The organism is Vibrio sp. Vb1337 (assembly GCF_033338715.1).
Taxonomy (GTDB): Bacteria; Pseudomonadota; Gammaproteobacteria; order Enterobacterales; family Vibrionaceae; genus Vibrio; species Vibrio alginolyticus.
Genome location: NZ_JAWOTD010000001.1, coordinates 115,932 through 137,562 on the forward strand (window position 1 = coordinate 115,932; position 21,631 = coordinate 137,562).

General features: G+C 45.6%; 17 protein-coding genes and 1 pseudogene. 8 read left to right on the forward strand and 10 right to left on the reverse strand.

The annotated features are described in order from the left end of the window. Positions 1-340: 340 nt before the first annotated feature. The 4 genes from R7E42_RS00495 to R7E42_RS00510 all read right to left on the reverse strand — a co-directional run bounded on the left by R7E42_RS00495 (position 341) and on the right by R7E42_RS00510 (position 4,518). On the reverse strand, positions 341-1,105 hold the full coding sequence (locus tag R7E42_RS00495; protein WP_167415160.1) for a transcriptional regulator: 765 nt from the start codon (positions 1,103-1,105) through the stop codon (positions 341-343). Between the two features lie 30 nt (positions 1,106-1,135). Continuing rightward, entirely contained in the window at positions 1,136-1,810 is a 675-nt protein-coding gene (locus tag R7E42_RS00500; RefSeq protein ID WP_053303155.1) for a GntR family transcriptional regulator, read from the reverse strand. A 152-nt stretch (positions 1,811-1,962) separates the two neighbouring features. Further along, positions 1,963-3,495: an aldehyde dehydrogenase (NADP(+)) gene (locus tag R7E42_RS00505; protein ID WP_262662147.1), complete on the reverse strand. Its 1,533-nt coding sequence runs from the start codon at positions 3,493-3,495 to the stop codon at positions 1,963-1,965. Between the two features lie 21 nt (positions 3,496-3,516). Beyond that, entirely contained in the window at positions 3,517-4,518 is a 1,002-nt protein-coding gene (locus R7E42_RS00510) for a 4-hydroxyproline epimerase (RefSeq protein ID WP_318072257.1), read from the reverse strand. Between the two features lie 109 nt (positions 4,519-4,627). Between R7E42_RS00510 and R7E42_RS00515 the strand changes: the two genes are divergently transcribed. The 7 genes from R7E42_RS00515 (at position 4,628) to R7E42_RS00545 (ending at position 12,438) form a co-directional block, all read left to right on the forward strand. Further along, positions 4,628-5,884 carry an NAD(P)/FAD-dependent oxidoreductase gene (locus R7E42_RS00515; RefSeq protein WP_170890586.1) on the forward strand — a complete coding sequence of 419 codons (1,257 nt, stop codon included), beginning with the start codon at positions 4,628-4,630 and terminating at the stop codon, positions 5,882-5,884. A 124-nt stretch (positions 5,885-6,008) separates the two neighbouring features. Further along, the gene (locus R7E42_RS00520; RefSeq protein WP_170890587.1) at positions 6,009-7,082 is read left to right on the forward strand and encodes a polyamine ABC transporter substrate-binding protein; all 1,074 of its coding nucleotides are present in this window, start codon (positions 6,009-6,011) and stop codon (positions 7,080-7,082) included. A gap of 87 nt (positions 7,083-7,169) precedes the next feature. Then, positions 7,170-8,144, forward strand: coding sequence for an ornithine cyclodeaminase family protein (locus tag R7E42_RS00525; RefSeq protein ID WP_170890649.1), 975 nt, complete (start codon positions 7,170-7,172; stop codon positions 8,142-8,144). A 56-nt stretch (positions 8,145-8,200) separates the two neighbouring features. Next, positions 8,201-9,115 carry a dihydrodipicolinate synthase family protein gene (locus R7E42_RS00530; RefSeq protein ID WP_005377851.1) on the forward strand — a complete coding sequence of 305 codons (915 nt, stop codon included), beginning with the start codon at positions 8,201-8,203 and terminating at the stop codon, positions 9,113-9,115. A 73-nt stretch (positions 9,116-9,188) separates the two neighbouring features. Further along, positions 9,189-10,310: an ABC transporter ATP-binding protein gene (locus tag R7E42_RS00535; RefSeq protein ID WP_054866064.1), complete on the forward strand. Its 1,122-nt coding sequence runs from the start codon at positions 9,189-9,191 to the stop codon at positions 10,308-10,310. Beyond that, complete coding sequence (locus tag R7E42_RS00540) at positions 10,307-11,587, forward strand: ABC transporter permease (RefSeq protein WP_017633958.1); 1,281 nt, start codon at positions 10,307-10,309, stop codon at positions 11,585-11,587. The genes R7E42_RS00535 and R7E42_RS00540 overlap by 4 nt, the downstream gene beginning before the upstream one ends. A gap of 2 nt (positions 11,588-11,589) precedes the next feature. Continuing rightward, positions 11,590-12,438 (forward strand): ABC transporter permease, encoded by an 849-nt coding sequence (locus tag R7E42_RS00545; protein WP_213968899.1) that lies wholly within the window; start codon positions 11,590-11,592, stop codon positions 12,436-12,438. A gap of 120 nt (positions 12,439-12,558) precedes the next feature. On the opposite strand, the gene R7E42_RS00550 is transcribed toward R7E42_RS00545, so the two are convergent. Beyond that, a complete protein-coding gene (locus tag R7E42_RS00550) occupies positions 12,559-12,993 on the reverse strand; it encodes a hypothetical protein (protein ID WP_262590709.1) in 435 nt (144 codons plus the stop codon). 302 nt (positions 12,994-13,295) lie between these two features. Between R7E42_RS00550 and R7E42_RS00555 the strand changes: the two are divergent. Further along, a pseudogene (locus R7E42_RS00555) lies at positions 13,296-15,740 on the forward strand (collagenase). A 161-nt stretch (positions 15,741-15,901) separates the two neighbouring features. On the opposite strand, the gene R7E42_RS00560 reads toward R7E42_RS00555, so the two are convergent. Genes R7E42_RS00560 through oppB form a run of 5 tightly spaced genes read right to left on the reverse strand, consistent with a single transcriptional unit; the run spans position 15,902 to position 21,556 of the window. Continuing rightward, positions 15,902-17,698: an aminopeptidase P family protein gene (locus R7E42_RS00560; protein WP_151514720.1), complete on the reverse strand. Its 1,797-nt coding sequence runs from the start codon at positions 17,696-17,698 to the stop codon at positions 15,902-15,904. Further along, entirely contained in the window at positions 17,698-18,690 is a 993-nt protein-coding gene (locus R7E42_RS00565; protein ID WP_053306923.1) for an ABC transporter ATP-binding protein, read from the reverse strand. The genes R7E42_RS00560 and R7E42_RS00565 overlap by 1 nt, the downstream gene beginning before the upstream one ends. A gap of 9 nt (positions 18,691-18,699) precedes the next feature. Next, positions 18,700-19,683 carry an oligopeptide/dipeptide ABC transporter ATP-binding protein gene (locus R7E42_RS00570; protein WP_318072258.1) on the reverse strand — a complete coding sequence of 328 codons (984 nt, stop codon included), beginning with the start codon at positions 19,681-19,683 and terminating at the stop codon, positions 18,700-18,702. Positions 19,684-19,693: 10 nt separating this feature from the next. Continuing rightward, positions 19,694-20,626, reverse strand: coding sequence for an ABC transporter permease subunit (locus R7E42_RS00575; RefSeq protein ID WP_074191232.1), 933 nt, complete (start codon positions 20,624-20,626; stop codon positions 19,694-19,696). Positions 20,627-20,635: 9 nt separating this feature from the next. Then, entirely contained in the window at positions 20,636-21,556 is a 921-nt protein-coding gene (gene oppB / locus R7E42_RS00580) for an oligopeptide ABC transporter permease OppB (protein ID WP_005377838.1), read from the reverse strand. Between the last annotated feature and the right edge of the window lie 75 nt (positions 21,557-21,631).

Below are 21,631 nucleotides of genomic sequence, written 5' to 3' on the forward strand. Positions count from 1 at the left end.
GAATTATAATTATGTGTTTTGCTTTTGTTTTTATTAGCTAGGTGAATGTATTAATTTAATTTGTTCGTCTGCAAATTTATAGTTAAATAGTGTGAGGTAAATAACGTAAAAAAGTTGTCTTTTATACTTAAGCTAAATTAGTCATTACTTAAGTTTTCTGTCTATTTCAAAAGAGCTAACAAGACAATTAATAAGTGTGAAATTAAGACAAGTTCTTAGTTGACTAAGCGATGCTTGCTAAATAAAAATCAGAATTAGATTCAGGAAACGCTTTGAATCAATAGTTTGGTAGGGGTATATGATGTTATCTGGGATTTGTTTGATTTATTTGTCTGATGCTTTAACTTAATTTAGTGAGTTGAGCGACGTGCTTTAATAGGCTTCCGTCAATGTTAGGTAAATCATCAGCGAAAAATATCTGAGCACCGGGAGTGCAGCGCATTAATATATTTGTTAGTTCACCTTCATTGTTGGAAGTGTTAACTGCGTTAAGTTTCGCTAATTTATTACAAAGCTCGTTCTCTATTTGCACTTTCTGCTCTTCGGTGAGCCTAATGCGACCTATACATACGCCTGGGTTGATATCATGAGAAAGCGAATCTTGTTGAAATCGCTCTTTGAATAAGGTGTCTAATGCCGTACCTTCTTCCATAATAAATCGACGACCAGAACGGTAAAACAAGCCGTCTCCGAAGTTTTCGACATATCCTAGAATTTCCGCGATACGTAAATAGAATCGTAAGCTTGTATCAGAAAGCCCGTAAGTTTGGGCTATCTCTTGCGGTTTAATATCACGAGAAGTCAGCATATAAATAAAATCAAGTAAATAAGGATGCTCAACGAAAAGGGCGCTCTCTTCATCTGTTAGCATTTGCTCGTTTTGGTGCTGAAGCTCGTTGGCTAAGGTTGCGAGTTCGATGAGATCGGTATTCAGGTAGTTCAGATAAATAAGTACTTTATCCAAACCTAAAGCTGGATTATGTAGGTGGCGTTTAATACTAGATAAAGGGATGCCACTTTTCTCTGACAAGGAATTGTAGCAAAGCCCTTCTTCTTTAATCTTTTGTCGTAGCGCTGCGAGTAAAAACTTTGGTCCAACATTCATCCTTGAATATCACCTTATTCGTTATTCCGTTTACTGGCTGATATTTTGCCTTTCAAGCAGCAGGTTTCGAATCGCTGTGCCCGCTTCTAGAATGTGTTTTTTCAGCAGGTACTTGGCGCCTTCGATATCGCGATTTTGGCACATTTCAAACAAGTTTAAGTGCTCTTCTTCTGCCTTTTTAATGCCTGTAGTAAACAATAGCTGCATGCGTATGTATCGGTCACACTTTGTGTTCAGGTTGTAAATGACGTCCATAGTTTCAGGCATGTTGGCTGGCGCATATAGGGCTTTGTGGAACTCGTAGTTGTAGTTGCTCCATTCTTCTACTTCGTCGCCACTGTTCACTACTGACTCGAAACGTTCGCGAACTTCGCGCGCGCGTTCAAGGTCAGCGTCTGTCATATTTTGAATCGCGCGCTCTAAAATGTGGCATTCCACGACAGCGCGCAGTTCAAATAGCTCATTGATTTTCTCTGGAGATAGTTCAGTGACCGTCGCACCTTTGTGAGGTTCAAAGCTAACGAGTCCTTGTGCTTCCAATTGAACTAACGCTTCACGCACAGGAATTCGGCTAACATTAAACTCTTTTGCTAACGCATCTTGACGTAAAGGTTGACCAGTTTTTAACTCGCCCTTCAAGATCTGAGTTCGAATTGCTTCCTCAACGAGCTGAGTACGCGTTTTAAAAACAGGTTTCTGTGACATTGAAGTCTCCCGTGAAATTAATATTGTATCCAATCCATTTTACTTTAGTAGTTTATTGTTTTTCTGGCACAAACCAACTAGGAAAGAAGGTTTTGAGAAGTAGAGTGAAATAAAAGGCATCAGTTGATGCCTTTTTGAGCCATTTGGTGATTTTATTGGGACACACTGCCATCTATGGCGCGTTGAATACCCAGTGGGTTCGACGCTTTTAATGAATCCGGCAATAAAGATTCTGGTAAAGCTTGATAAGCGACGGGACGCAACCAACGATGAATAGCCTCTGCCCCGACAGATGTTGAGGCAGAATTGGTTGAAGCCGGATATGGTCCACCATGAACCATAGCGTAACCAACCTCGACGCCAGTTGGCCAACCGTTGAATACAAGGCGTCCGGCGATTTCTTCCAAACTTGGAAGCAGTTGCTTGGCTTGTTCTTCGTCTTCAGCGGTAGCGTGGAGGGTTGCGGTGAGCGAGCCAGTCAGTGAATCACTCAGTTTCAACATGTCATCGAAATCTTCACAGATTACGATCAACGATTGAGGACCGAATATTTCTTCTTCCCATTGCGGGTTTTCACGCCAGTTTTTACTGTCCGTCACGAACAGTGCTGGTGAGACATTGGTCGCTTCTGCTTGTTCAGAACGAGTGACGTTAATGCCTGTTTCGGAAGCTCGCTTATCCACTTCGGATTCATACGTTTCTCGGATTCCTTGCGTTAGCAAAGTGGCCGTTGATTGTTGTCGAATTAACCCTTGAGCGATTTCGATAAAGGCTTGCGTTTCTGGGCTATTCAAGACAAATACAACGCCTGGTTTTGTACAAAATTGTCCACAGCCCAAAGTCATAGAAGCCACAAATTCTTCAGCCAATGATGCGTTTGCCCGTATGGCTGAAGGGAGAATAAATGTTGGATTAATCGCCCCTAGTTCGCCATAGAAGGGGATTGGCTCTGGTCTTTGCTGGGCTAGATTGAACAGCGCACGGCCACCACCGACTGAACCTGTAAACCCAACCCCTTTAATTTTTGGATGGGTAACGAGTGCTTGGCCAAGTGCACGTTTGTTACCTTGCAATAGCGTGAAGATGGCTTGCGGTAAGCACTCTTTCTCAAGTGCAGCCTCAATACACTCTGCAACAAGTTGACTGGTGCCAGGGTGGGCGGTATGGCCTTTTACAATCACAGGACAGCCAGCTGCCAGTGCCGAAGCCGTATCACCACCTGCCGTAGAAAATGCGAGCGGAAAATTAGACGCACCAAACACGGCTACAGGGCCAATTGCGATTTGTTGACGGCGAATATCTGGTTTTGGCAGTGGTTGACGGTTTGGGTTTGGCGTATCGAAAATTGCTTGATGGTGATTACCCGATCTCACAACCTCGGCAAATAGTCTTAATTGGCTCGCGGTACGTCCTATTTCACCGCTTAAACGTGCTTCGGGAAGGGCAGTTTCTAAATGAGCACGAGCAACGATTTCTTCACTCTTCACTTCCAATTCAGAGGCGATAGAACAAAGTAAGCTCGCTCGTTTTGCATTGCTTAGTTGGCGAAACTCACGCGCTACGCTTTGGGCGGCTGAGGAGGCTTGATTAACTTCTTGCTCTCCATGTACCGGAAACGCTATAGGTAGAGGCTCACCAGTAAAGGCGTTGACTGCGTAAAAAGTGGTTGGTTCTTGTGGGTTCATCATTCTTCCTTACTATCCTTATTACTTCACTTCAAATCCGTACGCATATGGGTCTTCATCGTCTACCCATATTGTGTTGTGACCGTATACTTGTGCCCATCCTTCAATACTTGGCAAAATAGCCGCTTTGCCATTCACTTCGGTAATGCCTTCTATACGTCCTTGAAATAGGCTGCCGATGATACTTTCGTGAACAAAGTCTTCTCCTTGATTGAGTTTGCCTCTTGCATGCCATTGCGCCATGCGCGCACTTGTTCCCGTACCACATGGCGAGCGATCCAACGCTTTGTCGCCGTAAAACACAGCATTTCGAGCGGTAGCGTTTTCTTGAGTGGGCTCTCCGGTCCATAGCACGTGAGAAACACCGCACACTGTTGGATCTTCTGGATGTACGCACTCAACCGCTCGAGATACCGCTTCGCGAACTTTTGGTGAAAGCATCAAAATTTCATCTGGAGAGTAGTGTTCAAGTCCGGCATAGTTTTCTTGAGGATCGACGATTACGTAATAGTTTCCGCCATAAGCAACATCGACAGTGAGCTCACCTAAGCCCTCTATGTCCACGGTTACGTCTTGGTGGGCAAGGTAAGCTGGTACGTTAAATATCCTCACTGACGTGACCTTGTCACCTTTTGTTTGGTAGTGCACTTCGATTTGTCCTGCTGGGACATCAAGTATCAAACGGCCTTCTTTTTTGGGAGTGATAAGGCGATTCTCGATAGCGGTAGTGACGGTTCCAATGGTGCCGTGGCCACACATTGGTAAGCAGCCACTGGTTTCAATAAACAGAATTGAAGCGTCTGCGTTATCGCTGCAAGGAGGCAAGACAACTGACCCCGACATCATTGAGTGTCCGCGAGGCTCAAACATGAGTGCCTGACGAATCCAATCATAATGCTCAAGAAAGTATTGGCGCTTTTCGCTCATGGTATTGCCTTCGAGTGGAGGCACACCGACTGCGACCAGCCTAACTGGGTTGCCGCAGGTGTGGGCATCAATACAGAAAAAAGTTCCTTGTCTCATTTTTCGCTCCTTGCTGAAAAAATGGTTGAATTAAACAATAACGATGTTAACGTAATGTAAAATATATTGTATACAATCTACGTTTTCAAGTGTGACTCGGAGCATATTTATGTTGGTCAAGGATGAAACCAAAAAGGAAAGGATCGCCGTGATAGGTGCGGGAATTATCGGCTTATCAATTGGATTGAAGTTGCAGCAGCAAGGTTATCAAGTCACGATTTTTGATCCCAATGGCGTGGGGAATGGATGCTCTAAGGGAAATGCAGGCCATATCGCGACTGAGCAAATCTTCCCTCTTGCAACGCCAGCGCTGCTTTCACAATTACCTAAAATGCTGCTAGATCCCAAAAGTCCGGTTTCGATCCGTTGGCAAGATATTCCAAGCACTATCGGGTGGATGATTCGTTTTCTATTACAAACAAAGCCATCAGCCGCGGAGCAGGCAAAAAACGCGATTAAAACTCTTAACGAGCGGTCAGTGGCAAGTTGGCGTGGCATGCTTGATTCAATCGGAAAAGCGCATCTAATAAAAATGAATGGTTCATTGCTCACTTTTGAAAACGAGAAACTGTTTAAAGACTACCAAAGTACGCTTAACTCACTGGCTAAAAACGGTGTGGCGTATCAAGTTTGGACACAAGAGGCGATTCGAGAGAGGATACCTGATCTCAGCCATAAGGTTTTTGTCGGCGTCTTTTTTCCCGATACAGGTCATACGCTAGACCCTTATCAGCTCTGTGTTGAGCTAAGTGAAGCTTTTGAAGTTCTTGGCGGTATGGTTTTACAAAAAGGTGTATCTGCGTTGGCGAAAAATGGCGAGGTGCTGGTTGAGTCTCAAACGTATTCATTTGACCGAATCATTGTTGCCGCTGGTGTACATTCTAAGCCTTTGATACGGCAGCTAACCGGAGTCAAAGTGCCTATTCAAGCCGAGCGTGGTTATCACCTAATGGTGGATGACAAGCGTGATGTATTGCCATTTCCTATTAGCTCTGCCGATAGAAAATTCATCATGACTCCGATGTCTGGCGGGCTACGCTTGGCAGGCACTGTTGAGTATGCCGATGTAGAGTCACCACCCAATATGAAACGTTCAGAAATGCTTTTTCAGTTAGGTGATGAGATGTTTGAATCGAGGTTACATCCACTCAAGCAAGGAGAAAAGTGGATGGGGAATCGGCCTTCAACAGTCGACTCGTTACCGGTTATTGATAGCATTTGGGATGGAAATGTATTACTGGCATTTGGCCACCAACACCTTGGATTAACTCAAGCGGCGATTACGGCAGATCTCCTTTTAGAGCTTATCGAAGGAAAGCCGACATCGATTGATCTTTCACCTTTTTCATTACAACGATTCGCCTGAAAAAACTTAATATTAAATATTGTATAAAATATATTAAATGCTAATGTTAACTTAATTTTAACAAAAATGGTGTCCAACAGCCGTACTCGGATGCCTCCAGAAAAACAACCAAAAGGAGTAAAACATGTCACGAATGACCAAAGCACCATTGGCGCTGTTGATTTCAGGAATGCTGTTGGGGACCTCTGCTTATGCTGAAGACAAATTGACGGTCGTGTCTTGGGGTGGTGCATTCACCAAGAGCCAAGTGGAGGCATATCACAAGCCTTTCATTAAAAAAACAGGTGTCGAGATCGTATCCGAGGATTTCAGCGGCGGATTAGCCGAAATTAAAGCACAGGTGGAAGCGAACAACGTGCGCTGGGATTTGGTTTCTCTCGACAAGCCAGACATTGTTCGTGGTTGCGCCGAAGGGTTACTAGAACCAGTGAACCCAAGTATTTTGCCTCCGGGCGCAGATGGAACACCAGCACAAGAGGATTTTATTGATGGTGCGATTCACGAGTGCGCAATCAATACCATCGTAGTGTCCACTGTATTAGCGGTGAACGAAGACGCGTTTAAAGGTAAGGCTTTGCCTAGCAAGTTGACCGATCTCTTTGACCTAAAAACTTTTCCAGGTCGACGTGCATTGCAAAAACAGCCTCAGGGTAATCTTGAGTGGGCACTATTGGCTGATGGTGTAAAGCCAAAAGAGGTCTACAGCCTGCTCGAAACCGAAGCGGGGCGTGAGCGTGCTTTTGCTAAGTTGGATACGATCAAATCAGAAGTGCTGTGGTGGACAACAGGTGCCCAGCCACCTCAAATGCTTGCTGACAAAGAAGTGGTGATCGCCTCGGCGTTTAACGGCCGAATTCACAATGCCCGTAAAGATGAGGGTCAACCATTTCGGATTATATGGGACCGTCAAATGGGTTACATGAATGGATGGGCGATACCTAAAGGGAGTGAGAACACAAAGCTTGCATTGGACTTCATTGCTTTTTCTTCAGGAACAAAACCATTAGCTGATCAAGCTAAGTACGTTGCCTATGGGCCTACGCGTAAGTCGTCTTCGGCGGAGGTGAACCCAGACATTTTAGCGAACCTTCCTACCGCACCTCAAAACTTCCAAACCGCCTTCCTGATTAACGATGAATGGTGGTCAGACTACGCTGATGAACTCAATGAAGAGTTCAACACCTGGCTGCTTAACTAGGCGTTAATTTTTGTATGGGACCGAGTTTTCATCCATAAGCGAGGTTCCGTACTTTTCCTCAACTGTATTTATGTTTTCGGAGAAATGATGAAAGTCATCGAAGCACAGCAAGTCGCGCAATGTTTAACAATGAAGTCTCTTATTGAAACGATGCGTGAAATGTACTCGCGGCCAGCAACAATACCTCAACGCCGAGTCATGCCCTTAGAAGAGGGAGAATACGAGGCGTTTGCGCTACTTCCAGCTTGGAACCAGGAGTTAATTGCGGTGAAAGCCTTTACGTATTTCCCGCATAACCCTGAGCAAGGCAAAGATACGCTTGCATCTAAGCTGCTTGTTTTTAGACGAAACGATGGTGAGCCGCTCGCACTCGTGGACGGTAAAGTTTTAACGTTTTGGCGCACCGCCGCAGCTTCTGCGTTGGCAGCGGACTATTTGGCGCGTCCCGATGCTGATCGTCTGTTGATCTGCGGAACGGGCAATCTTGCGCCTTATTTTGCGTGGGCATACGCTGCGGTTCGCCCACTTAAGCAGGTTTATATTTGGGGGCGTAACTCAGATAAAGCCGAGGCGACGGTAGATGCCATTGTGTCATCTTCAGAGTATCAGTCGCTTCCTGATGAGCGTCGGTTTCGCGTTTCAGTCGTAGAAAAAGTGGACCACGTTATCAAACACGTTGACATCATCAGCTGTATTACTGCATCAGCAGAGCCTTTGTTTAATGGCGCAGACGTGCAGCCGGGCACCCATATTGATTTGGTCGGTAATCATGACTTGGATAAGCGTGAATGCGACTCCGAAGCAGTGCAACGAGCACAGGTGTATGTTGATAGCCGTATTAATGTATTAGCCGAAGCGGGCGATCTTCTCATTCCAATTCAAGAGGGCGTGTTCACGTCAGACGATATTAGAGGGGAATTACCGCAGCTTTGCGCCCAACAAATCTCAGGACGTCAAAACGATGAGGTCATTACTTTATACAAATCAGTTGGCAGTGCTTTGGCTGATTTGGCCGCTGTAAAGGCGGTGTTGTTAGAAAATGGCATAGATAGCCATGCCTGAGCATTTTTGCTCGTTCATTTAAATTGCATACAATATATATATAAGGAAAGTAGTTCATGAAAATTGATTGGAAAGGTGTTTATCCGGCGGTCAGTACGCAATTTCGTCAAGATCAGTCAATCGACTTAGACGCAACGCAAACTGTTATAGATAACCAAATTAAAGATGGTGTGAATGGCATTATCTGCTTGGGTACTGTCGGTGAGAACTGTGCGTTGTACCCGGAGGAGAAACGCCAGGTCTTGCAAGCGGCAAAAGAAGTCGTAAATGGCCGTGTGCCTTTGATTGCTGGTACAGCAGAGTCTATTACCACAGCAGCTGTTGATTACATGCAGGATGCGTACAAAATTGGTATCGATGGTTGTATGGTGATGCCTGCCATGGTTTACCGCACGTCTGAGAGCGAAACGTTCGAATATTACCGCACGCTAGCGGAAGCAACGCCAGAAATGCCAATCATGATTTACAACAACCCGGTTGCTTATGGTGTCGATGTAAACCTCGACATCATGGCGAAACTGGCTGAGTTTGAAAGCATTGTAGCTATCAAAGAGTCGACCACTGATACTCGTCGTATCACTGAGCTTTACAATAAATTTGATGACCGCTTTACCGTGTTCAGCGGTGTTGATGACATCGCTCTTGAATCATTGATGCTAGGTGCGACCGGCTGGATTTCTGGTTTAACCAACGCATTCCCAGAAGAATCCGTCGCGATTTATAAACTGGCAAGCCAAGGTCGTTATGCTGAAGCGTTAGAAATCTACCGTTGGTTCTTACCGCTACTGCGTTTAGACACCATTCCTACGCTGGTTCAGTGCATAAAATTGGCCGAGCAAGTCTGCGGACGTGGCTCTGAACAAGTTCGTGCGCCACGCCAACTCTTACAAGGTGAAGAGCGTCAACAAGTCATTCAAATGGTTGAACATGCGTTAGAAACCCGCTTAGACCTATCCAAATACAATCTGTAATTGTGCTGTTTAGTAGAGCGTTAACTGACGCTCTACTCATTCGTAATATTCAAAAAATGAGAAGAGGGAAGTCATGAGCACGGAAAACAAGGACTATGTCAGCTTTCAACACGTTAAGAAAACCTACGATGGCACGAATTTGGTGGTGAAAGACTTCAACTTAGATATTGCTCCTGGAGAGTTCGTTACTATGTTGGGGCCGTCAGGATCGGGCAAGACCACTTGCTTGATGATGCTAGCAGGCTTTGAAACTGCGACCGGTGGAGACATTTATATCGATGGCGTTCCTGTCAATCATCTCGCGCCGCACAAGCGCGATATTGGTATGGTGTTTCAAAACTATGCGTTGTTTCCACATATGACCATTGCTGAGAATCTTGCGTTTCCTTTAAAGGTGCGAAAACTCGACAGTGACACGATTCAAAGCAAAGTTCAGAGTGTATTAGAAATGGTCGAGCTTGAGCATGTTGCGACTCGATACCCGAAGCAGTTATCAGGTGGTCAACAACAGCGTGTTGCGTTAGCGCGAGCATTAGTGTTTGAGCCTAAACTCGTGTTGATGGATGAACCACTAGGCGCGTTAGATAAGCAGCTGCGTGAGCAAATGCAGATGGAAATTAAACATTTGCATGAAAAGCTTGGCATTACCATTTTGTATGTGACGCACGATCAAGACGAAGCTCTCACTATGTCCGACCGTATTGCGGTTTTTAATCACGGCGAAGTGCAACAACTCGCGACACCAACCGAGCTTTATGAATCTCCGAGTAATACGTTTGTTGCGCAGTTTATCGGAGAAAACAACCAACTCTCAGGTTTAGTCAAAGAGTGGGACGGAAAGTATTGCCAAGTGCTCGTTGGGAAAGAGTTATTTACTGCGAAACCTGTCAGAGTCTCTGAGCAAGGGCAGAGAACAACACTTTCCATTCGACCAGAAAAGATTGTTATTCAACCAGAGAAAGCGTCTTGTGAGAACCAAGTCTCGGGCGTCCTACGAGAATTGATTTATCACGGTGATCATTATCGTCTGGTCGTCGAAGTAGAGAGCGTTGGTCACTTCATCGTTAAAGTACCTAACGATAATCGTAAACACTTGCAGTTAACGCCTGGCTCAATTTGTCGTATTGGTTGGCAAAGTGACGATTGCCATGCTCTTGATGGGACACAAACTCAAAGTAGCGAGGTAGCAGCATGAGTCGAGAGCTAACCGCATTAGATTCTGTATTGGAAATCGAACGCCAAGTTCATGAGCAAGAAACCAATCTGAAAGCGCAGCTGCAAAAGGCAGAGCGCCGAAAAAAGCTTCGCTCCATTATGCTCACAACGCCATTGGTGTGTTTTATTCTGCTTACGTTTGCTTTTCCTATCCTCGACATGCTTTTTCGAAGCGTGGATAACCGAGAAATATCCCAGTCACTCCCACAAACTATTCAAGCTTTAGAAAGTTGGGATTATCAAGGTCAGCCTCATCAAGAAGTCATTGAGGCATTCTCTGTTGAGGTACTTGCGCTTTATCAAAGCAAAGAGCTACCGAAAATAGCCAACCGGATGAATATTGAAGAGTCTGGTATGCGCAGTTTACTCATGAAAACCGGCAGAAAGTTGTCTCGGTTGACGTCGCTGCCGATCTCGGTGACACAGTTGGCTAAGCTGGATAAGCGTTGGGCTAATCCTAAATATTGGGCGGCGTTTAAGAATCTTAGTGGCGCATTAACATTCAGTCATTATCTTGCTGCGCTAGACTTGCAAGTGAATGAGTTTGGAGACATTGAGCCCCAACCAGAAAAACGCCAAATATACGTCGATCTTTTCTTTAAAACTTTTTGGATGTCTATTTCAATCACCTTAATTTGTTTGGTGATGGCGTACCCCGTTGCTTACCTGCTTGCCAATTTACCTGATAAGCGCGCGAACTTACTTTTAATTATTGTGCTGCTGCCATTTTGGACATCATTGTTAGTCAGAACCACGTCTTGGATTGTTCTGCTGCAAAACCAAGGGGTCATTAATGATCTCCTTATTTGGTCGGGTTTTACTTCTGAGCGAATTCAGATGATTCACAATACCTTCGGAACGGTGGTGTCTATGGTGCACATTCTGTTGCCTTTTATGATCCTGCCTCTGTATAGCGTAATGAAAGGAATTAGCCCAACTTATTTCCGTGCCGCTCGTTCTCTAGGCGCGACGCCTTTCATTGCGTTCATCAAAGTTTATATGCCGCTTACGTTACCGGGGATAGGTGCGGGGGCCTTGCTTACTTTCATTCTTTCTATTGGCTTCTACATTACGCCCGCTTTGGTTGGTGGAAGAAGCGGACAGATGATCTCCAATATGATTGCCTATCATATGCAGACATCACTGAACTGGGGGATGGCTGGCGCATTGGGTGGACTGCTTTTGTTCGTTGTACTGGTTCTGTTTTATATATTCAACCGTGTGGTTGGCATGAATAACCTTAAGGTAGGAGGATAACCATGGCATTACCAAACTATGCATCAAAAGTAGAGCGAGTTGCTTACGCAGGTTACTTAGCTTTTTGTGGGGTGGTGCTGTTCTTTTTAATCGCTCCAATTCTGACCATCATCCCGTTATCGTTTAATGCAACGCCTTACTTTACTTTTACCGAGGGGATGTTAAACCTTGATTCGGAAGCGTATTCTACTCGCTGGTATCAAGAAATGTTTACTAGTGAACAGTGGCTGTTGGCGCTGAAAAACAGCACGTTTATTGCTTTTGTGGCGACACTCGTTGCAACAGGGCTAGGAACTCTGGCGGCGTTGGGTTTAGCCAGTAGTAATTTGCCTTTTCGCAATACGATTATGGCGCTGTTGATCTCACCCATGATCGTACCAGTCATTATCTCTGCTGCTGCGATGTACTTTTTCTACACGCGCCTTGGCTTGTCACAAACTTATCTAGGCGTCATTTTGGCACACGCTGCTTTAGGTACGCCTTTTGTCGTCATTACCGTTACTGCGACGTTAAGCGGCTTTGACCATAGCTTGGTAAAAGCGGCGGCTAGCTTAGGAGCAAACCCTGTTTATACTTTCAGACACATTACCTTTCCGCTGATTCGTCCGGGGATGATATCTGGCGGCTTGTTTGCTTTTGGCACTTCGTTCGACGAGGTTGTGGTAGCGTTATTCCTGACTGGGGCAGAACAAAAAACCGTTCCGAGGCAGATGTGGTCAGGAATTCGAGAGCAAATTAGTCCGACCATATTGGCGGTCGCTACGTTGTTGATTTTTATGTCGGTGTGTTTGCTCGTGACATTAGAAGTTTTACGTAGACGTAATGTACGCATTCGAGGCATTCAAGAATAACCAAACTTTTGCTTTGTTGGTCACTTTGCACTTTTGTTTAGGGGCACCTCAATTTTTGATCAAATGCGCCTCATTGTAGGCGCTTGTCTTTTGTGTTTATCTTCAGCGATGACTGACATATCACTCTTGTAGCTTAATGCCAGCTTGCTCGAAACGTGCCAAAGGCGACTTGTTCGATTGCTGATACCAACTAGCTGGCATGTTTGATTTAAGTTGCGCTTTTTCTTCCTTGCTAATCACAACATAGTGCAAAAACGTATTAAGTGTGGTTACCATCACGTCAAACGTCATTTCCCCATCTTTGCTGATGGTTTTCAATAACCCAACGACGGTTTCCTCAGAGACTAACGGTTCAACCACCGCGTTTTTTCGCTCTTTTATTGATGTTGAAGCGGGCAGTCTTGCACGTGCCGTCTCCCAGCAAACTTTGTTGGTTTTACTGACAAGGTTGTGCTTGTAGCAGTAGTAACTGAATAAAAAGCGTGGCAGGTTTTGCCAGCGTTCGGCTTGGACTTCTAACCAAAGGTGTTGTAGCTCAATATCAGCGTCGGTCATAGGAGTTGTTTAGCAAAAAGAAAAGAAACCATTTTATAGCTTTTGTGAGGAGCAATAAAAGATATTTGAATGGAAAGATAAACAACTAGTTGATCAATATTACTAAAGCAAATCGATTTCTGGCAAGCCCGTGCAACGGCAACTCGAGTACCAAAAACTGATACCGCCACATCTAGTTGTTAACAAAATGTTTCTTCTTGTCTTGCGAGTAGATTATATGGAGATGCTCTTGCAGTAATAAGGGCAGTGGCGATGCAAAAGACGTAATGCATCTAAGGAAAACTCAATATAGAAGAAATTAGATGGAACTGAAGACTTTGAGTGTCGCGATTGCGACAACATTAACCAGCACTGGCGTATTTGCGTTAAGCGAGCCAGTTTCTCAAGTTACAGAGCAACATGCACATTCGGCTCATACACACGGTGTTGAATCCAATCGAGTTGAATACCAACCAACCGCAACTCTCCCTATTCAGCCTTCCAAGGCAACTCGAGTACAGTCACTTGAAAGCCTTGATGAGTCGAGCACTGCTTGTGATTTGGAAGCATTGGTTACCGAAAGCAGTAACCAATTGATCGGCGAAATTTTAAGTCAGGGCGCGACGTGTGTGAACCAGCTATTCTCTGCTGAAAGTCGGATTCAAGAGTCGGTATTTAGCTCCGATCATATGTACAACATTGCGAAGCGTACTACGACATTGGCGAAGGGGTATACAGGTGGCGGGAGCGATGAACTAGAAACGTTGTTCTTATACTTGCGCGCGGGTTATTACGCCGAGTTTTACAATGACAACATCTCATTTATTGAATGGGTCACCCCAGCGGTGAAAGAATCAGTGGATGCGTTTGTTAACAACGCAAATTTCTACGAGAACAGCGACCGTCACGGCAAAGTGCTTAGTGAAGTCATCATCACTATGGATAGTGCGGGCTTGCAGCACGCGTACTTACCACAAGTGACCCAGTGGCTTACTCGTTGGAATGATCAATACGCCCAGCACTGGTATATGCGCAATGCGGTTAACGGTGTTTTTACTATTTTGTTTGGTGGGCAGTGGAACGAGCAATTTGTGCAAATAATTGGCAACCAAACGGACCTTGCCAAAGCTTTAGGCGATTTCGCTCTAAGGGCGTCATCAATCGGTGCTGAAGATGAGTTTATGGCCGCGAATGCGGGGCGAGAGCTCGGGCGTCTGACCAAGTATACGGGTAACGCGAGTTCTGTTGTGAAGAGTCAGCTGAGTCGAATCTTTGAACAGTATGAAATGTATGGTCGGGGTGACTCGGTTTGGCTTGCGGCGGCGGACACCGCCTCATATTACGCAGATTGTAGTGAGTTCGGAATTTGTAATTTCGAAACTGAGCTAAAAGGCTTGGTGCTATCGCAAACTTATACCTGTAGTCCGACAATTCGAATATTGTCCCAGAATATGACGCAAGAGCAACACGCGGCCGCATGTTCTAAAATGGGTTACGAAGAGGGTTACTTTCATCAGTCTTTAGAAACTGGTGAACAGCCAGTAAAAGATGACCACAATACTCAGCTCCAAGTCAATATCTTCGATTCAAGCACCGATTATGGTAAGTACGCAGGGCCAATTTTCGATATTAGTACTGACAATGGCGGTATGTACTTGGAGGGCGATCCTTCCCAGCCGGGGAATATTCCCAACTTTATTGCTTATGAAGCCTCTTATGCGAACGCGGATCACTTTGTCTGGAACTTAGAGCACGAATACGTGCATTACTTAGATGGTCGATTTGATCTCTATGGAGGGTTTAGTCATCCAACTGAAAAAATAGTGTGGTGGAGTGAAGGCATTGCAGAGTATGTCGCTCAAGAAAATGACAACCAAGCAGCACTTGAGACGATTCTAGACGGCTCGACATATACCTTAAGTGAGATTTTCGAGACTACTTATGATGGGTTTGATGTCGATCGAATTTATCGTTGGGGGTACTTAGCTGTACGTTTTATGTTTGAAAATCATAAAGATGACGTAAACCAAATGCTGGTGGAAACACGCCAGGGGAATTGGAGCAATTACAAAGCAACGATCACCCAATGGGCGAATTTATATCAAAGTGAGTTTGAGCAGTGGCAGCAAGCCCTTGTCTCAAATGGTGCACCTAATGCAGTCATAACCGCAAACAGTAAGGGGAAAGTCGGTGAAAGCTTTACATTTAGCAGTGAAAACAGTACAGACCCAAACGGGAAGATCGTCAGCGTCTTATGGGACTTCGGTGATGGCTCGACAAGTACACAAACCAAGCCGACGCACCAATATGGGAGTGAAGGGGAGTATTCGGTCAGCCTAAGTGTGACAGACAGTGAAGGCTTGACGGCAACCGCCACTCATACTGTTGTTATCTCAGCGTTGGGCGGTAATGACACATTGCCACAAGACTGCGCGGTGCAAAGTAAAGTAAGCGGTGGACGCCTAACAGCAGGAGAGCCCGTTTGCTTGGCAAATCAACAAGCCATTTGGCTGAGCGTGCCAGCGGTGAATGAGAGCTCAAATCTGGCGATAACGACGGGAAACGGTACGGGCAACCTAAAGCTTGAATACAGTAACTCTGGTTGGCCGGATGGTACTAATCTTCACGGGTGGTCAGATAATATTGGTAATGGAGAGTGTATTACGTTGTCAAATCAGAGTAACTACTAGGGCTATGTTAAAGTATCTGGTGACTTTGAGAATGCCGCCATCGTCGTTGATTTTGATGCTCAGAAGTGTCGTCAATAGGGCATTTTAACTGCATCATTTTAATTTAATTGATCGCCTCGCTAACATTGCGGGGCGTTTTTGTTTTTCACGCCGTTATCTCTATAAAAAAAACCAGCCCGAAGGCTGGCAAACAAGGAGTTTGAGATGAAAATGAAAACGTTATAAAGCTTGCTGATATCCTATTTCTCAATAAGTTGGGTTGTGCGTTGAAGCCAGTTTTTATCTTGCGTATCAAGAAAAGGGCTAAGTGCTTGATAGACTCGTGAATGGTAATGATTGAGCCAGTCTAGCTCTGCTTGATCTAGCATTGATAAATCAAGGGCGTTGGTCGCAATTGGAGCAAGAGTGATGGTCTCAAAACCGTAGAACGTGCCGAACTCATTTTGTTCTACTTCTACAACTTTAAGAATGTTCTCTATTCTTACCCCGTACTCACCTTCGCGATAAACGCCTGGTTCATTAGTAATGACCATACCCGGTTTTAGCTCAACCTCATGGTGGCTTTGCGAGAAATTTTGTGGGCCTTCGTGAACATTCAAGCAAATGCCCACGCCGTGTCCAGTGCCGCACTTGTAATCAATACCATGTTGCCATAAGACGCCACGCGCCATTATATCAAGATTGGCACCCGTAGAGCCTTTCATGAATCGAGTCTGAGTCAGTCGGATGACCGCTTTGAGCACCAAGGTATAATCTTTGCGCTGCTTAATGGTCGGTGACCCGAAGTGGAAAGTACGGGTGATGTCTGTTGTCCCGCCAAGGTATTGGCCACCAGAATCGACGAGAAAGAAGTTGCTTTCATTGACTGCCGCATTGCTTTCTTCATCGGCGGCATAATGCATTTTTGCCCCGTGAGCTGCGAAGCCTGCGATAGTGCGGAAACTGTCACTCACATAATGTCGGGTTTGACGGCGATAGTGATTCAGTTGTGCCTCAGCAGACAATTCTGTAACGAGTCCGCTTGGAACTTGCTCTTCGAGCCAGTTCATAAACCTTACGATTGCCACACCATCATCTGTTAATACCTGTTCTAGGCTAGTTAGCTCGGTCGCATTTTTTATGGCCTTCATTGCCGTTACAGGGCAAGCCATTGGCTTTAGATTCACATTCTGTTCAATCGAACTCACCAATAAGCTGTCTGTGTGGGTCGGGTTAAAAGCGAGCGATAATCCCTCACATTGCTGATTCAAATACTGACTTACGTAGTTGTAATGGCGAATGTGTACACTCTGCTCGGTCAGCGCTCTTTCAACGTCTTGAGGCAGTTTGGCTTTATCAATAAACAGTGTCGCAAGTGATTGCTCTACGACTAGATAGGCTTCAGAAACTGGGCAGTAATTCGTATCACCACCTCGAATATTCATTGTCCACATGACATCATCTAGCGTTGACACTAATAAGCTATCTACTTGGTTCTCGGTTAACCAAGAACGGATTCTCGCTAACTTATTTTCAGTGTCAACGCCAGCAAAAGCGGTGGGGTGCTCGAATACGGGTGCACTTGGGCGAGGTGGTCTTTCAAGCCAAATCGGTGTGAGTAAATCCAGGTCGACAATGATCTTAATGTTTTTCGTTTCAAAGGCTTGTTTGAGGCCTTGATAAAAAGCGTAACTGATGGCGCGCCCGTCAACCGCGACAATACTGTTTTCTGGGAGCGTGGTAGCCAGCCATTTGGCAATTGTCGGTGTTTCTGGTTGTTTGGCTTTAAACAGTTCAAGTCCTGTGCCGTGTAACTGTTCTTCAGCTTGAATATAGTAACGACCATCAGTCCACAGGCCACCACCTTGTTGGGTAATGACGACATCGCCTGCAGAACCGGTAAAACCTGAAATCCAGCTTCGCGCTAACCAATGATCCGCTGAGTATTCACTGTTATGTGGGTCATTGTTGGTCACGATATATGCAGACACGTTGTGAAAGGACATTGCCTCACGCAATAACGTAAGGCGTTGGTTTACTGAGTTAGTATTGTTCATTAAATGGTTCCTAAAGTCATATTTGAGCAATAGATATGATGCTGCTCCGAGCCTGTTTTTATTGGGTTCTGTTGCCCGCATACTTCGGTGGCTTCTGGGCATCGAGTACGAAAAACGCAACCGCTCGGTGGGTTAAGTGGAGAAGGAAGATCGCCGGGCAATAGTTGTATTTCACGGTCACGTGCTAATTGCGGATTAGCTATCGGGACAGCAGATAACAGTGCTTTGGTGTAGGGGTGTTGTGCATCATCAAATACTTTATCGTAACGTCCTACTTCCATAGGTTTACCAAGATACATCACCATAACGCGGTCGCTGATATGGCGCACCACGCTTAAGTCGTGCGCAATCATCACCAGTGTTAACCCCATTTCTTGTTTAAGATCGTCTAGAAGATTGATGACCTGAGCTTGTATGGAGACATCTAGCGCACTAACAGGTTCATCACACACGACCAAATCTGGATTGAGAATTAACGCTCTAGCAATGCCCACACGCTGGCATTGACCTCCGGAAAATTCATGTGGATAGCGGTTTCGCTGGCTCGCCAAGAGACCCACTTTATCCATCATAGCGATGACACGCTTTTCTACCTCTGCCCGTTTAAGTTGCGGCTCGTGGGTGAGCAGTGGTTCGGCGATGCATTCTGAGATGGTTAATCTCGGATTCAAACAAGCGGATGGGTCTTGAAACACCATCTGAAATTCTCTGCGTCGAGAGGAAAGCTCTTTTTTACTAAACCCGAGCATGTCTTGACCTTTCCAAGTCAACTCGCCATGTGTAGGTTCAATTAAGCGAAGTAAGGCGCGTGCAAGCGTTGATTTTCCGCAGCCTGATTCCCCCACAATGCCAAGTGTTTCGCCTCGATAAACATCTAAGTCGATACCATTGACCGCTTTCACGATTTTACGTCGACTTGGAATAAGGTGACGCGACACAGGAAAGTGGACGTTTAAATCACGAGCAGACATGAGGACTTCTTTTTTATTCATAACGCCTCCTTAAGCTTTTATTTGAATAGGAGTGATAACACTGGGTGCGTTAACGTGACAGGCAATGGACTGGCTCGTGTTTAATGGAGAAAGCCGTGGGGGTTCGTATTGGCAACGCGTCTCTCGATGCTCGCACCGCTCTCTAAACGGACACCCTTGATGGTTAATCAACGCACTTGGTGGGTTACCTGGGATGGTTGGTAAACGTGGCATATCTTCAGTGATGGAAGGAATCGCCTTTAGCAGGCCTTGAGTGTAGGGGTGCGCAGGTTGAGCGAACAATGTCTCGGTATCTGATTGCTCCATTTTTTGACCACCATACATGACCAATACGCGATCACACATCTCGGCGACGACGCCCATATCGTGAGTGATCAGTAAAATAGCCGTATTGAACTCTTGTTGTAAGTCTCGTAATAGCGTCAAAATTTGAGCTTGAACGGTTACATCTAACGCGGTGGTTGGTTCGTCTGCAATTAACAACTCGGGCTTACACAACAAGGCCATCGCTATCATGATTCGCTGACGCATTCCGCCAGATAATTCGTGAGGGTATTGATTCATCCTAGTTTCGGGAGAGGGAATACGCACCGCATCCAACATGTGAATCGATTCAATTTTTGCTTGTTTTCGGGTCATTCCTTTATGAATCATGAGAACTTCACAAAGCTGTTTGCCAATTTTCATAAATGGGTTGAGTGACGTCATCGGATCTTGAAAGATCATTCCGATTTTCTCTGCACGGATGCGGTTGAGCTGCTTTTTAGACATCGCGAGTAAATCATCACCGTGGAACATTGCGCTTCCAGACACGGCGCCGTTATCCGCGGTTAACCCCATTAATGCGAAAACAGATTGGCTTTTTCCCGAACCTGATTCCCCAACAATCCCAAGAGTTTCGCCCGCTTTAATCGAGTAGGAGAGATTACTGACCGCTTGCACTTGCCCATCTGGCGTATCGAAGCGCACGTTCATGTTTTCAATAGATAGCATGGGTTTGTCCTTATCGGTCTTTCGGGTCAAGAGCATCACGCAAGCCATCGCCGATGAAGTTAAAACAAAAGAGGGTGGCAACTAAAAACAGAGAGGGAAAAAGCAGCATCCACAATGCAACGTCAATCGTTTTTGCGCCTTCGGAAATTAGGATTCCCCAGCTCGTGTCTGGTGGTTGAACACCAAGCCCTAAGAAGCTTAAAAACGATTCGAACATAATGAATCCTGGTACCATTAAGGAGGAATAAACCATCACGATCCCAAGCACATTAGGCAGAACATGGCGTCGGACAATTGTCAATTTAGAAACCCCAATAGAGTGTGCGGCTTCGATGAACTCTCGCTTTTTTAGACCGAAGGTGACACCACGTACAACACGGGCAATGCCCAGCCAAGATACCATTCCGATCACGATAAAAATCAGGTAGATGTTGTTGCCAAAAAGGGTAACAAACAGGATAACCATAAACATAAATGGCACCGAATCGAGCACCTCAATAATGCGCATCATTACGCTGTCGACAACGCCACCAAGATAGCCGGAAATACTTCCCCAAATCGTACCAATAACAACGGCAACTAAGGCCCCGACAAAGCCCACCAAAATAGAGAGCCTGCCGCCTTGCATCGTGCGAGCAAAGACATCTTGCCCGAGGTCATCAGTACCAAAGTAATGGCCACTGCTCAGTGAAGGTCTCCCTAGCTCGTATGGATCGATGAGCACTTCCCAGTCAATTTCATCATGGCCAAAAGCGGCAAGAGAGGGGCCGAAGGTGATGCATAAGGTAATGAACGCCAAAACATACACTGATGTCATCGCGGCTCTGTTTTTACGAAATCGAGTCCATGCATCCTGCCAAAGACTGCGACCTTCGACGGCTTCAATATTGTCGACGACTTGATCTTGAAGAGCTTGTGTATCCAGTTTTTTGATCGTTAACATGCCGGACTCCTAAACGCGTATACGAGGGTCGATAATCGTATATAGCAAGTCGACCACAAGGTTAAAGAAGATAGTGAGTGAAGCGACAATCAGAGTAATGCCCATTACTAGGCCGTAGTCGCGGTTGAGAGCCCCAGACACAAAGTGTTGTCCCATGCCACCTGTACCAAAGAAAATGTCGATAATTACCGAGCCTGTCACGACAGACACAAACGCAGGACCGAGCATCGCAACGACGGGAATCAGGGATGGTCGCAAAGCGTGATGGAATAAAATGTAGGTTGTGGACAAACCTTTGGCTTTTGCCGTTCGAATGTATGGTTGGTTGAGCGTTTCAATCATTGCGCCACGCATGACGCGTGCAATACTCGCAATGGAGCCAATCGCTAGGCTGAGCACGGGAAGAACAAGAAAAGCCAGCTTTCCTCCTTCCCAACCACCAGCAGGGAACCAGCCGAGCTGAATAGCGAAGATCATGACTAAAACTGGAGCAAGCACGAAAGCCGGAACTACAACTCCAGTCATCGAAAGTGTCATCAGGCCGTAATCTAGGCGGCTATTTCGGTTCAATGCCGCAATGGTGCCAAGCAACATGCCAAGTGGAACGGAAATACAAAAGGAGAGTACGCCTAATACTGCTGAAACTGGCCATGATTGTGCGACGAGCTGTGTAACACTGAAGTCTTGATAAACGAAGCTCGGACCGAGATCTCCTTGTATGAAATTACCAATGTAAATCCAAAACTGAGTAAGGAAGGGCTGGTCCAAATGGAATTTTGCTTCGATATTCGCACGTACCACCTCTGGCATAGGCCGTTCCATATCAAATGGCCCCCCTGGTGCAATGTGCATCAGCCAAAATGATACGAGTGCGATGAATAGAAGCGTGGGGATAGCGATAGCTAATCGCTTAACAATGTACCAAATCATGATCCATCATCCTTTGGTCATCCGAAATCACTTCGAACGGTTATGAATAAAAAATGGTCTGAGCTCAGGTTGCCT